The following is an 11,600-nucleotide window of genomic DNA, read 5'->3' as shown; positions in this document are numbered from 1 at the left end:
CATTAAGATACGAAAAAGTGCTTGATTTTCAATGGTTTTTGTATTCTTTTTTGAAATAGTCGTAGACGATTTTTGTAAATGTTTTCAGCGTAGCAATGACTTCTTTGGCCTGTTCGTCGGTGAGATGTTCAAACACTGCACATGCTTTTACCTCTTCGATGGTGAGATCATGTTGACGCAAATAATCTATGTGCAAACGCTTTTTCATGGCAGTTGGTTGAGGTATTGAAGTAATGCGACTTCAGCCTGTTGCACTAAACGTAATACCTGTACCCGGTTGGGGTTATTACGGGTGATATGAATACTGGCCATGCTGATGTACTGCAATACCTGTAACAGTGTATCTCGATGAAAAAGCGGTAACGGCTCATTTAAGGAGAGTAGTAAAATTGATCTTGCAAATGTGGTGTGCCGCATGTTGGCGGAAGCGGCTTTTACTTTGATGTCTGCCAATTGCTTCAGGGTAACTTCGATGCGAAGTTCCTTGCGTGGCCGGTGCCGGGCTTTCCATTGCTTCTTGTACAACTTGCGGTATTGCGCTTTTGCCAGCGCAATATCTTCCTTTGAACCGCCGATGACACCAGCGGTAAGGAGATATTGATATAAAGCTGTACTTCGCGTTTTCATTTTAGTTCAATAAGTGGTACTGGTGTATCGGGGATGCTCCGTTCTAAAGAAACGGAAGAGATTTTGCCATAGCTGCTGTAAATTAACGAGCGATAATACGGAGATGTCCGGCCTTTAATGAGCGGTTTATTACCGGAAATGATGACGGAGCGATTTTCGGGTAACAAGCGTATTTCGTCTGTTGTAATCAGTGATTTTACTCGTTCAATCCCTTTTTCATCCGTGTAAATTGATTTTCCACCCAAGGCCTCAATTTCCCGAAGTTCATCCATAGCGGTTTGCCCAGGGAGATACAGTTTAGTGAGGCAATTGGCGGCGATATTTTCCGCATCATCCTTGTAAAATGTTTTAAGCTGGCCTTTGGTCTGCACGGCTATGATATTCCCAACTCGTGCTTTGCGACAGTTGGCTGTCGCTAATGCCAGTAACGGAATGTACATTGATGACGCTTCCTCCAAGATCACAAACAAGTCGAGTTCTTTCTTCGACGGGAGTCGTTGCAAAACGTGATTGTAGAACTGTTCAAAGAATATACTATTGAGGATACTTACATATTTCTGGTCGCCGACGCTGTTATGGAGGAAAATAATCGTCGGAGTTGCCCGTATTTCGTCAAAGCTGATGTTGTCCTGGGCGGTCGTTTTAGCGATCTCTGGATCATCAAACAGTTGTAGTGCTGCCTTTGTCGAAGCAATAATGTTTTGCAAGGTGCGTTCTGGTGTGGAAATGCAAGATTTGTAATCCAGTAACAATTTTTCATCTTTTGAGTTGGCAACAAGTACGTCGATTCTTTCTGGATACGCAGCAAGGGTATGCAGCAAATGAAGAACGTTCGCCATGTTGCGGTATTGCTCCCGTTGGTGCAAGGTAAGGCGTATCAATATGGATAATAAACTTTTAGTGCTAATTGACCAGAAGTCGGAATTGCCTTTGTCTAAACTTGTCGCAACCAAGAGGTGTGCGATCTTATTAACATCGTTGGGCTTCTTAATCCTCGAAAGAATGTTAAACCCGCCAGTGCTTGCCGAAGTGTCTGAGAAGTTAATGGTAAGTATCTTGAAATACTGGCTTAAATAACCGCTTGAACGCATGAATAGTTCGCCGGATGGGTCATTTACAATCAGGCTGCATTTTTTAAGCGCGAATAAATTTTTCAATAAAATTCTCGACGTTTTGCCGGATCCGGTGGGGCCAACTAACAAAAGATTTGAAAATGAGGCCTTGCGTGATAACCGTCTGTTTTTGGAGATAACAAAACCGTTATTAAATCGAGATGCAATTGAGCGCTCGCTGCCGAACTCCGCGTTGAACCCTTTTTGTTTCGAAAATGCATCAACAATGGCACTGAAAAGATCAGCTATTAGTGAGAAAATGAATTGAATACATTTTAATAGGATTGATATGATTTCTTTCATTTGAATATGATTTATTGGAATGCTTTTTTCATGTGTTTAATGATGTCTAACAGCATCATAAGAATGTATTCCGCAACTACGATCACGCTGTAGCAGAGAAACTTTAAGAGTTTTACCAATATTTTCATGGCAATATGAATTGGGTTTCTACATGCACCTCTGCCTGGCGCGCCTTGTATACATGCTCGTAAAAGCGGGCAATCGGCATATAGACATTGTTTTGATGATACGTAGGAGGCGCAAATAAAAACCATACTTGTACACCATTAAGTAAGGGCAACGGACTGTTAGCTGCCAGTTGCTTTTCGATTATTTCCGAATGTTGTTGCAGTAGCGCGAGTGTTTGCGGATTATAGAAGTTGACTTCACTGTTTTCGCGCAGATTGCTGTAAATTAAAAGATACCGATTGCTAAATGATCTTTCTGCCAACAGAGTTGCTTGATGGGCGATTGCCCGAAAAATAATAGAGTGCGAATAACTTCGGGTGCTGTCAAAGCGGATGAGCTCGGCTTGCAGTTCGCTGCTGAACCGTTTCACCTTTTCCCGCCTGATGGCGATGTTGCCGGTAAGCCGGTCTTCCTTCGGCAGTGAGACAATTTGGGTGGCATTGACGTCTTTGTCGGTGATGCCAACCAATGTTATCTGCAAGCCCTGCCAGGGATTTTCTGCAAGCTTAAAGGGTGCAAGCAATGCTTGCGAGGTTGGATAGACAGGCAGTGAATCCGTTTCGTCGATCATCACGGTCATTGTCGTATCATAGGGATTTGACGGCTTTTTGCAGCCAATGAACACTATGCTCATTGCTATTGTTATGCGTAATAGAATCGTTTTCATATCAAGAGTGATGTATCGGTTTGAAATTTCGTTGAAATGCAAAGGGGTATTCGTCATGGTCAAAGCATAGCGGCCTACCATTATCCGTTCTGTGCATCATATTCACCTTTTGCCAGGTGGCGAATCCGGCATACGCATGAGAAATAATCATGTCTTCCAATCTGCCGCCATAGACATACAGAGCACTGTTCACCTGTCGCAATTCCTCCTGTTTTTGCTTCAGCGTTTCTATTTCCTGTTCAATGCATTGCTGTTCGGCTCTGTTATCATCATACTGCTGTTTTGAAGCTTGATATTCGTGGATCGCTTTACGTTGCTCTGTCGTCGGGAAAAAGAAATGCTTTAGTCCGACTGCGACACCGAATAACAATACTGACATTGCCGCAATGGGAACAGCGCTGAGATGGACGTTTGCCGCATCTGGTTCACTTGAGAGATATGAGATACGCGTGTCTGCCAAGTAATAGAATAGAGCAGTTATTAACAGGAAAATTGCAGCCCCAATTGCTCTTTTCTGCCAAACGGATTTCCCCAATGCCACAATTCGACTGAAACAGTGAGCCAGCACCGCGAGGGCTGCGGCAAGCAATACGCTTATGCCCAGAGACTCAATGTAGCTGTACCCGTAGGTTTCAAACGCTGGCCGGTTCAGCATGCTGTCGCCTAACAGGGGTATGCATATGCAAAGCCATATTAAGTATGGATGAAACCAGCCGTCCTCAAACTGTGTATCTTTTAGTGTCTTTTCAAATTCCACCGCCTTTTCTTTCACGGCAACCAGTTTGTTTTGCAAGGTTTGCAGCTTTCGTTGTGTGATTTTTTCGTTTTCAACTACCTCGGACACCAATATTGCAGCTTGTAATTCGGTTGCCACATGTCCTATGATTGCCTGCGCCTTATGGTGATTGCCGATGAGATACGGTTTGATATTCTGTTCCGATAAGGAAGGCTTATCTCTTCCCCCATGATTTTCTGCATCGATGAGGTTGTATTGGTCGAACTGTTTCAGTTGTTCTTGAACAAAGGCCGTTAATTCCGGCCTTTGTTGCATGCTTTTTTCAAGTGTGCTCATCGTTGTTGGGTTTAGTGGTTGGTTATTCGAGCAGGGGCGATAAATTTGCAGTCGCTGTACAGTTTGAAAGGAGAATCATGTTTGGGTAGCTCCGACATTTCCAAGAAGTCGAGAATGATCTTTGCATGTCCTCGGGTCGGGTACTTGCTTGACTTGTGTTTAGTGTTTTGTTGCTTTTTCATCTACTTCGGGTTTTCTGCTGGTTGATTGGTTCTGTTTCATAGGCGGCGTATGGTTCCACTCGTTGAGGAGATCGCGAAAATTGACTTGCCTGCTTTTGGAAATACCGAAGTGTTTAATTGTAATTTCCTCGCTATTATTTGTTTGGATTGTGCTTTTCATACCTTCTGTTTATTTTTACGTAAAGCACTGAATATATTAGCGTTATATCCACCTATTAGATCACCGATTTACACCTATTAGACCACCTACCAGCAATATAAGTATGGCTAAACAACGATCGTCAAGAGAATTATACAAGGCGGGTTACTTGAATGAACTCAGAGAAAAAGTTATCAACAAGTATTTGGATGACGTTAAATCACGAGATAAAATAGTTTTAAAATTTAATAGGGACAAACGTAGCAAGGTCTATGTTGGGCTTAATCTCGTATTTGAAAAAAAGATCGGTCAAGTCTTTGATGGCGATACTCTGATAAGATTTTTTCATAGAACACTTGACAAAAATGGAAATGAGATGCCACTTAAAGAAAATAGGTGGTTTGAAAAAACAACAATCGATTTGTTTGAGAAATATTTACTTGTTAGTATTGAAGAAGACACGGGTAGGTATTTTTTGAGGAACGGTAAAATAGCGGGCTGCGAAGTTATTGATAGAGAGTTTGTGAGCAAGGCAAAGAAAAATACCTTTAACCACGATGTGGAGGATTTTTATTTGGCTAAACAGAAAAACGATTGTCAATGGGTCGGAATCGCAAATGATTGGGCTTGTCCAAGACCAGTGATTAAACAAGTCATTAATCAAATAAAAGAATCATTTGCCTGGGAGCCCCCAATATCCGCCTTAATTCATGGATTGGGCGGTGTCGGTAAAACCACTTTTCTTCGACAGATGACTGTGGCATGTATAAATGAGGGGTTTGTAGTCCTATGGATTATTAGTTTAGAAAGCTTTTTAAAGGATGATTTAAAGAATATTATAAGCAATCTAAAATACATTCTCATTTTAGATGATTTGTCCGCCTATTTAGCACGCCAAGAAAGAATAGAAGATTTATTTGAAAAAGTAGGTCATTTTAATAACGTAAAAGTTGTTGTTTCAGACAGAGTCTCCGAGCACCCCAACATAAGGAAATACTTATTAGGCAACAATTTCTTTGAATTAACTTCTCGAGACAATGTTGAGATTATTAATAAAATACTATTTTTTAAAAAATCTTGGCAACCAATAGTAGATGGTTTTTCCTATAATGAAATTTATAGCACTTCCATATTCAAAATATTATTTATTATAATAAAGGAGAGTGAGGATCAAACACGAACTTTCACAAAAGGAATTCATGGCCGATTTGTTGATATTATTGAACATGATTTAGTCAGATTAAATATTTTTTTTCCAGGTTTATCAAAAGCTCTTTATCATCTCGGATGTCTTTATTGTTTTCACAACCAGACTTTTACCTGGAAGGCTTTGATAAAACTCGCGATCCATTATTCTGGAGGAAGCAATGCGCAAATAGTTGACTTTGACTTGTCCAATCCATCTTGCAAAGTTCTAAACCGCTATTTTTCGCTTGAGCATTTTTTAATGCCATATTATGAAGATGACCAGATCATCTATTTCCATCATGGAATATTGTTGAGTGACGGCTTATGTAAAGTGCATTTAGATGAATTGTACTTCAATAATAATGATATATTATTAGAAATTATTGATGTCTTTCACAAATGCGATGAACCTGAATTGGCATACGACATATTAAATATTCATTACTATTCAGACGAGCCATCTGGTGATATTGCAAAAGATAACTACTTTCAGGAAATCAGAAATACGGTGCCTTTCTTCGATGTATTAACTAAAAACCATACATTAGAACGTTTACTTAAAGAAGCAAGTGTTCCCCAAACTGAATCTTTTTGGCGTGGTCGGCTTGGATCTATACTTCACATATTTGAAAACACTCCGATATACTACCAAAGGGAAATACTGGCCCTTTTAATAGCCTCAGGTTGCGAAGGCATATGTGTTCTTCAAACATATCATTATAGCGAGGAAATTGAGTCACTTATACCCGCTCTAAGGGATAAATTCAAGCAATCACTTATAATAGCTTATAACGGAACACTGCCCGGCCACCTAAACCTTCTTTTTGAAGTGCGGGCGTGCGTTATGGACTTATATACGGAAAGGCCGCCATTTTGGTATTTTACTCTTGACATGTTCGACATCTTCTGATTACATGCGAGGAGTGTTGTTTGGTCGCCCAAGGGTCTGCATTTACTTTTCGGGTCTTAGGGTGACCAAATAAACATACAATGAACACAATTAAATTAAACTCTAAAGCGCTTCTACAACTAACCGCTATTAAAAAGCACCTATCTACTCAAATAACATTAACAGAAGATGACAGAGTATTACTTATTGATTGCATCTCGTCACTTCTTACAGAAACCAGTTTTTTTGATTTTCCTACCGAAATAAAAATATCAGATGTTGGACAAATTGATTCTGTATTAGAAAAGTGGATCGCCCTTTTTAACAATTTGCCTGGCTGGGACTACTGCCCTTTTTGTTTTTTAGCGGATGACGATAATCTTGAGCTGTTACAGAAGAACACAATTATAACGGCTTGGTTTGCCCCTTCATACGCCTATAATTCTATTCGAAGTTCGAACAATCGTGCTTATGAAGTGAGATTGAAAGCTGATGGTACGGCGAAATTTTGGTTCCCAACTTTTGAGGATGCAGAACAATACCCAGAGTTATACAACTTCAAAGGTTCGTGGAAAGAAGCATACTATTTGCTTATCGAAACATTGAAAAAAGGTTGGCCGATGGAAGAGTTCCCAGAAGAACTGCAACAGTTCTTAAAAAAGTAACACAAACACAACCAATGCACTTGCATTGGTTTTTTTATACGCGTATTTTAGCGCAAAGCGAATTTTCGTTATGGCAATCGTCAAAATTCTTGCTCGTCATAGCCCTTCGTATGCTTCCCTGATCCGGTACATCCTGAACGAGGACAAGAGCGACAAGATGCAAGTGTTCACCAACAATCTCCGCTCTGACAATATCCCCGGCTATGTCCAGGAATTTATCGAAAACGAAACCTTCAGACAGCAGTCGCGTACCGATCACGTGTATTTGTACCATGAGATTATTTCGTTCCACGCTGACGAAAACAAGGCCTTGCTGTCGCCGGAGGTGCTGGATGACCTCGTGCAGGAATACATACGCTTGCGAGGCCACACAGGCGTCATGATCGGTGCCGTGCATCACGATCAAGAGCACGTGCACGTGCATTTTTGCGTCTCTGCCTTGCACTTTAGAACCGGCCTATCGTTTGGCCTATCAAAAGCGCAATTGCATGAGTTGAAACACTCGTTTCAGGAATACCACCAACAGCGGTACCCGGGGATTGACAAAAGTACGGTTGAACATGGCAAGGCCATGCCGTATCTGCGGCACGGCCAATGGCATGCGAATCAGCGTGAGCTGATTGCTGAAATGGCACGGAGGTGCTTTGCGGAAGCAAAGTCGCAACAGCAGTTCTTTGAACTGTTGCGAGCACGGCGGTTGGATTATTACGAGCGGCACGGACGACCTGCGGGAGTGGAGGCAAATGGCGTGAAAATGAGTTTTTCACGACTGCTCGCTGATATGCGCCTTGATGCATTGCCTGTAGAAAGGAGTGAAGAGGAGCAGGCATTGCAGGAGATACGGCGCATACGGGAGCGGCAGGCAGGTCGCGACCGGGAAGAAAGAGACTGGGAGGAGAGAGCAAGATAGTGTGTCCCTCCGGGGACACATGGCGAAAAATTTATTTTGCTTTATGTTAGGGCAAAAATAAAAGGCTGCTTTTCAGCAACCTTGGTTGTTACCATCCGAACAATCGCATGATACCGTCGAGGATCGCATATAGGATAAGTAACCACAGCAATGCCCCGAAAATGAATTGAAATAGCCTTTTGTATCTACTGTCGCGAACTGGCATAAAGTGCATTTTATGCAGTATAAATCTGCATGGAAGTCGAAAACAGTATCCAGATTTTAAACCGTTCTTTATGCTGCAATCATTGACGGGCGCATGCAGTATGCGTTATATGAATGCTTTATGCGGATACTGCATAATGTATGCGGTTTTTCATACATTTACTGTTCATTTGTTACAAACACATGTACGGAGCAAAAATCAGAATGATACGGGAGTTGCGCGGCTATTCCCAAGAGAATATCGCGGCTAAGTTGGGAATGACGCAAGCAAGCTATTCCCGCATCGAGAACAACCAAACGAAGCTTGACACTTCCCTGCTTGAAAAGCTTGCGAAAGAGCTGGGGGTGAGTGCGTCGGACATCATGAGCGCCGAGCCTGTAGTGGTGAACTTTTATGGGCCGAATCATGGTTCGGCTCCATTCGGGTCAATTGGCACCATCAACGTTGAACAAAAAGAGCTCTACGAGAAATTATTGTCGACCAAAGACGAAGAGATCGCCCATTTGAAATTGATTATCGAATCGTTGTTGTCAAAAAAGTGACTTTAGGAGCGTAGAACAATTAGTGGTTCTTGTTAGCTTCCTCATGATACTTGTTTTTCCACTCTCCAATAATATCGAAGAGATATTTCGTTAACGCATCGAAGTTATCGAAACCGAAATTGTTCTGATCTTCGGGAATATAATCGGTGAATGTTAGAGCAAAAAACAGTTGCAGACCGATAGAAGCAGTAAGATCAAGATTGAGCTTATATCCCGGATACTGTACATCAACTCTATGTAGGATGCGTTTCAATCGTTCATCAAGATCCGGGTGCTGCCCTCCAAGCGTATGCGCTGGGAATGTGCGAACAAAAAATTCTGATAATTGAGCTACGATTGTACCCAGAAACCTCATATATCGCTCGTGTTCGTCATCAATTGAAATAAGCATGCAATCTAAGGCGTATGAATCAGCCTGGATTTCCATTGTTCTAATTCTACGTTTGTCTTCGTTGGAAAGGACGTAATCGCGACTTTTCGTCATTTTAATAAAATCTTTGGCATCCGCATGCAGTACTAAATGCCCTACTTCGTGATACATCAGATAACAGGTTGCCAAAACAAAGATGTGGTTTGCCTGTAGTACACGCCGTTCAGACTGCGTAGGGTTTGGTATATAGTCAGGCCACGATGTCACCTCATCTTCTTCTCCGAATTTGAGTGATCTGCCCCATCCCAAGGTATTATTGAGCATCATAAACTCATTGTCGTCGCTTAGCCGCACCACCGTTACCGGTTGCTGTGCCCGTTCCTGATAGAGGTCTATCAGTCCAATCATAAAATAGCACACAGTCCACAGGTATGAGAGGAAGCCAGCTTGTAGCACGATGAACTGAGTATTCAAATCTGCATACGGTCCCCTCATCGGATACATTGTTGGTTTTAAATCGAGCCCTTTTACTTTGCCTTTTGCAAATAGCGCCAATAGCTCGTCAGCCATTTTTTTATTGCCCGTTCGAAATGTTTCATCAATGTTTCCATAGAGAGCGTCGATATAAAGAACTGGTATGTCGTTGCTTTTTTCCATACTTTAAAGTACTGATAAATTGGTGTTGTCAAAAATCTATTGAGGGTAATAGCCAAATAAAAAACAGGACAAATGCCCTGTTTGAAAAGACGCTATTTTGTTGTATTTGCTATTTGAAGCGCTGCCATTCCTGGTACGTATGCGCGCTCAGGATCGCTTCGTAGAGTTTTTTGTAGTATCGGTGATCATTGTCTATTCCCCGCTCAAATAGTTCATTTAATTCAGGATAGAGCCGTCTGGTGAACTCGATGATTTCATTGGTTGAGCGAAGATTGTTGACGTGTTTCAATTCGCTTTTGGTTATGAGATCAAATTGGCAATCATACTCCTTGGCCAGCGTATCGATGCGTTTGAGCAGTTGCGTAATCGCGTTGGTGTGCTTTCGCAACGGCGGTATTTTTACCAGGATCGCATGTACGTTGTATTTGTGCAGGTAATGTTTATAAGTGTTGATGATCGCGCGCAACTTTTTCTCTGACCATTGCGCATCAAAGCTGTGTATATGCAGTTCCTCGTCAAGCAATACGCCATCTTTGAGGATGCATACGGCGGTGCGGGACGAGCCGATGCTAATCCCAAATATAGTCATTGGTGTTGTAGACTGATTTGGTAACGATGTTGGTGAAGAGACGGGCGCGCGTGGTGCGAATCGAATGCCCCGGCAAGGTTATCACATGGGTGAGTGTTGCGAGCAGGTATTCTTTTGGGTACTTTTTCGCGCAGGAGATATAGAAAGCAAGGGATTTCTGATCATCCAGTGCTTCGGCGAGTTGATGTGCCAACTCTAATTCTTTGGCTGTGTGCATAGGCTTTTTTTGTTGTCATAAATGAACATAAAGAACTAATAATTAGATTGGTATCGTTCGTAACGGTATATTTTACTAGCGTTTCGAACGTTGCATTTTTTCCAAAAAGCGGGCATGGCAAAGCAGCGTTGCTAAGAACAGCGGTTAAGACAGTATTATATTGTGAAGGGCTGTGTTGCACCCTTAAGTGCTTATATGAAGCGGAAATATCGTTGTATTCGGTTATAATAGTCAGGATAGAGTTCTTGCGGCAGTTTCTCATAGAGCATGCATAGTTTCATGAGGTTCGTTCCGCTTGGCATTGTTTAGCCCATTTCCCAGGCACTGATGGTAACCGTATTGTTGTGCCCCAGCAGCACAGCAACGTGCTGCTGCGTATAACGCGCTTTTCGGCGGATTACTTTCAGTTTATTCGGATACGGTTGCTGTTTGTAATCCACACTCATACGATACCAATTGTCGCAAGTATATCGTAAGTACCCTAAAATTAAACTAAAGTTTATATTGAAAATGTGTGAGGTGATGAGCAATGTTAAGACAATGTTAAAAATCGGAGGCTTTCACATGCAGCGTATTAATTGTTATAAAAGACCGTATCTTATTCAATAAGGCATTATCTTATAAAAATCCCACCTTTTACTTAGTTCTCTGTGTTTGCTGCATGTCTTGTCACGACAAGGATCATTAAATTGTTCTTGATAACCTGCATTTTTATCATTTGCTGCTTTGACCTTTGTATCTAAATACGTGGATGGATTTATTTAAAGAATATAAGAAAGTTCTGTCGTTAGATTCAGTCGAAAATGAACCTCGCCTCGTGCTATTCGTTTGATGTATTTCACCAAACACTGCAATTCTTCTGCAAGTCGTTGTTGAGTCCAATGCTTTTCTCACGCGTTTCTTTTACTTGCGCTCCAATAGCATGTCTTATCCTAAATATCTTCTGTTATTTATCGTTTGTAGTTCATGTAATAAAAAAGACGATTATAGCGTGAAATAGTTGCATCTTCGACAGATACTGCATGTGTATAACGAAAGTGTTTAGATAACTGGCATTTTATTTATGACAAAATCCCGGGTGTAGTCAACATCCGGGAT

At 41.6% G+C, this 11,600-nt stretch carries 14 protein-coding genes; 4 read left to right on the top strand and 10 right to left on the bottom strand.

Going from position 1 to position 11,600, the window contains the following annotated elements; all coding sequences use genetic code 11:
- Positions 1 to 28: 28 nt before the first annotated feature.
- From DEO27_RS24190 to DEO27_RS24165, 6 genes are all read right to left on the bottom strand, one after another.
- Positions 29 to 208 (bottom strand): hypothetical protein, encoded by a 180-nt coding sequence (locus DEO27_RS24190; protein ID WP_112574913.1) that lies wholly within the window; start codon positions 206 to 208, stop codon positions 29 to 31.
- Positions 205 to 627: a hypothetical protein gene (locus tag DEO27_RS24185; RefSeq protein ID WP_112574912.1), complete on the bottom strand. Its 423-nt coding sequence runs from the start codon at positions 625 to 627 to the stop codon at positions 205 to 207. Before DEO27_RS24185 ends, DEO27_RS24190 begins: the two co-directional genes overlap by 4 nt.
- Entirely contained in the window at positions 624 to 2,042 is a 1,419-nt protein-coding gene (locus tag DEO27_RS24180) for a type IV secretory system conjugative DNA transfer family protein (protein WP_112574911.1), read from the bottom strand. Before DEO27_RS24180 ends, DEO27_RS24185 begins: the two co-directional genes overlap by 4 nt.
- Before the next feature lie 124 nt (positions 2,043 to 2,166).
- A complete protein-coding gene (locus tag DEO27_RS24175; RefSeq protein ID WP_146750115.1) occupies positions 2,167 to 2,877 on the bottom strand; it encodes a hypothetical protein in 711 nt (236 codons plus the stop codon).
- A 1-nt stretch (position 2,878) separates the two neighbouring features.
- Positions 2,879 to 3,949: a hypothetical protein gene (locus DEO27_RS24170; RefSeq protein WP_112574909.1), complete on the bottom strand. Its 1,071-nt coding sequence runs from the start codon at positions 3,947 to 3,949 to the stop codon at positions 2,879 to 2,881.
- 159 nt (positions 3,950 to 4,108) lie between these two features.
- Positions 4,109 to 4,291, bottom strand: a complete 183-nt coding sequence (locus DEO27_RS24165) for a hypothetical protein (RefSeq protein WP_112574908.1) — start codon at positions 4,289 to 4,291, stop codon at positions 4,109 to 4,111.
- A gap of 103 nt (positions 4,292 to 4,394) precedes the next feature.
- Here DEO27_RS24165 and DEO27_RS24160 point away from each other — a divergent pair, with 103 nt between their 5' ends.
- From DEO27_RS24160 to DEO27_RS24145, 4 genes are all read left to right on the top strand, one after another.
- Positions 4,395 to 6,368, top strand: coding sequence for a hypothetical protein (locus DEO27_RS24160; RefSeq protein WP_112574907.1), 1,974 nt, complete (start codon positions 4,395 to 4,397; stop codon positions 6,366 to 6,368).
- Positions 6,369 to 6,448: 80 nt separating this feature from the next.
- Positions 6,449 to 7,012, top strand: a complete 564-nt coding sequence (locus DEO27_RS24155) for a hypothetical protein (protein WP_112574906.1) — start codon at positions 6,449 to 6,451, stop codon at positions 7,010 to 7,012.
- Between the two features lie 70 nt (positions 7,013 to 7,082).
- Positions 7,083 to 7,922: a relaxase/mobilization nuclease domain-containing protein gene (locus DEO27_RS24150; RefSeq protein ID WP_112574905.1), complete on the top strand. Its 840-nt coding sequence runs from the start codon at positions 7,083 to 7,085 to the stop codon at positions 7,920 to 7,922.
- Between the two features lie 387 nt (positions 7,923 to 8,309).
- Positions 8,310 to 8,669, top strand: a complete 360-nt coding sequence (locus DEO27_RS24145; RefSeq protein ID WP_190295221.1) for a helix-turn-helix domain-containing protein — start codon at positions 8,310 to 8,312, stop codon at positions 8,667 to 8,669.
- Between the two features lie 19 nt (positions 8,670 to 8,688).
- Here the strand turns inward: DEO27_RS24145 and DEO27_RS24140 are convergent, their stop codons facing one another.
- From DEO27_RS24140 to DEO27_RS31615, 4 genes are all read right to left on the bottom strand, one after another.
- Complete coding sequence (locus DEO27_RS24140; protein WP_112574903.1) at positions 8,689 to 9,696, bottom strand: phage exclusion protein Lit family protein; 1,008 nt, start codon at positions 9,694 to 9,696, stop codon at positions 8,689 to 8,691.
- A 109-nt stretch (positions 9,697 to 9,805) separates the two neighbouring features.
- Complete coding sequence (locus DEO27_RS24135; protein ID WP_112574902.1) at positions 9,806 to 10,285, bottom strand: hypothetical protein; 480 nt, start codon at positions 10,283 to 10,285, stop codon at positions 9,806 to 9,808.
- The gene (locus DEO27_RS24130) at positions 10,266 to 10,502 is read right to left on the bottom strand and encodes a hypothetical protein (RefSeq protein ID WP_112574901.1); all 237 of its coding nucleotides are present in this window, start codon (positions 10,500 to 10,502) and stop codon (positions 10,266 to 10,268) included. Before DEO27_RS24130 ends, DEO27_RS24135 begins: the two co-directional genes overlap by 20 nt.
- Positions 10,503 to 10,807: 305 nt before the next feature.
- Positions 10,808 to 10,948, bottom strand: coding sequence for a hypothetical protein (locus DEO27_RS31615; protein ID WP_190295220.1), 141 nt, complete (start codon positions 10,946 to 10,948; stop codon positions 10,808 to 10,810).
- Positions 10,949 to 11,600 lie beyond the last annotated feature (652 nt).

The sequence above is a fragment of the Mucilaginibacter rubeus genome, assembly GCF_003286415.2.
Classification (GTDB): Bacteria; Bacteroidota; Bacteroidia; order Sphingobacteriales; family Sphingobacteriaceae; genus Mucilaginibacter; species Mucilaginibacter rubeus_A.
This window is presented reverse-complemented; position numbering and strand designations above follow the sequence as displayed.

Bases quoted from the DNA above. Each gene is read 5' to 3' on its own strand.
- DEO27_RS24145 (WP_190295221.1), top strand. From the start codon at position 8,310: ATGTACGGAGCAAAAATCAGAATGATACGGGAGTTGCGCGGCTATTCC.
- DEO27_RS24130 (WP_112574901.1), bottom strand. From the start codon at position 10,502: ATGCACACAGCCAAAGAATTAGAGTTGGCACATCAACTCGCCGAAGCA.
- DEO27_RS24135 (WP_112574902.1), bottom strand. From the start codon at position 10,285: ATGACTATATTTGGGATTAGCATCGGCTCGTCCCGCACCGCCGTATGC.
- DEO27_RS24175 (WP_146750115.1), bottom strand. From the start codon at position 2,877: ATGAAAACGATTCTATTACGCATAACAATAGCAATGAGCATAGTGTTC.
- DEO27_RS24180 (WP_112574911.1), bottom strand. From the start codon at position 2,042: ATGAAAGAAATCATATCAATCCTATTAAAATGTATTCAATTCATTTTC.
- DEO27_RS24170 (WP_112574909.1), bottom strand. From the start codon at position 3,949: ATGAGCACACTTGAAAAAAGCATGCAACAAAGGCCGGAATTAACGGCC.
- DEO27_RS31615 (WP_190295220.1), bottom strand. From the start codon at position 10,948: ATGAGTGTGGATTACAAACAGCAACCGTATCCGAATAAACTGAAAGTA.
- DEO27_RS24185 (WP_112574912.1), bottom strand. From the start codon at position 627: ATGAAAACGCGAAGTACAGCTTTATATCAATATCTCCTTACCGCTGGT.
- DEO27_RS24150 (WP_112574905.1), top strand. From the start codon at position 7,083: ATGGCAATCGTCAAAATTCTTGCTCGTCATAGCCCTTCGTATGCTTCC.
- DEO27_RS24160 (WP_112574907.1), top strand. From the start codon at position 4,395: ATGGCTAAACAACGATCGTCAAGAGAATTATACAAGGCGGGTTACTTG.
- DEO27_RS24165 (WP_112574908.1), bottom strand. From the start codon at position 4,291: ATGAAAAGCACAATCCAAACAAATAATAGCGAGGAAATTACAATTAAA.
- DEO27_RS24140 (WP_112574903.1), bottom strand. From the start codon at position 9,696: ATGGAAAAAAGCAACGACATACCAGTTCTTTATATCGACGCTCTCTAT.
- DEO27_RS24190 (WP_112574913.1), bottom strand. From the start codon at position 208: ATGAAAAAGCGTTTGCACATAGATTATTTGCGTCAACATGATCTCACC.
- DEO27_RS24155 (WP_112574906.1), top strand. From the start codon at position 6,449: ATGAACACAATTAAATTAAACTCTAAAGCGCTTCTACAACTAACCGCT.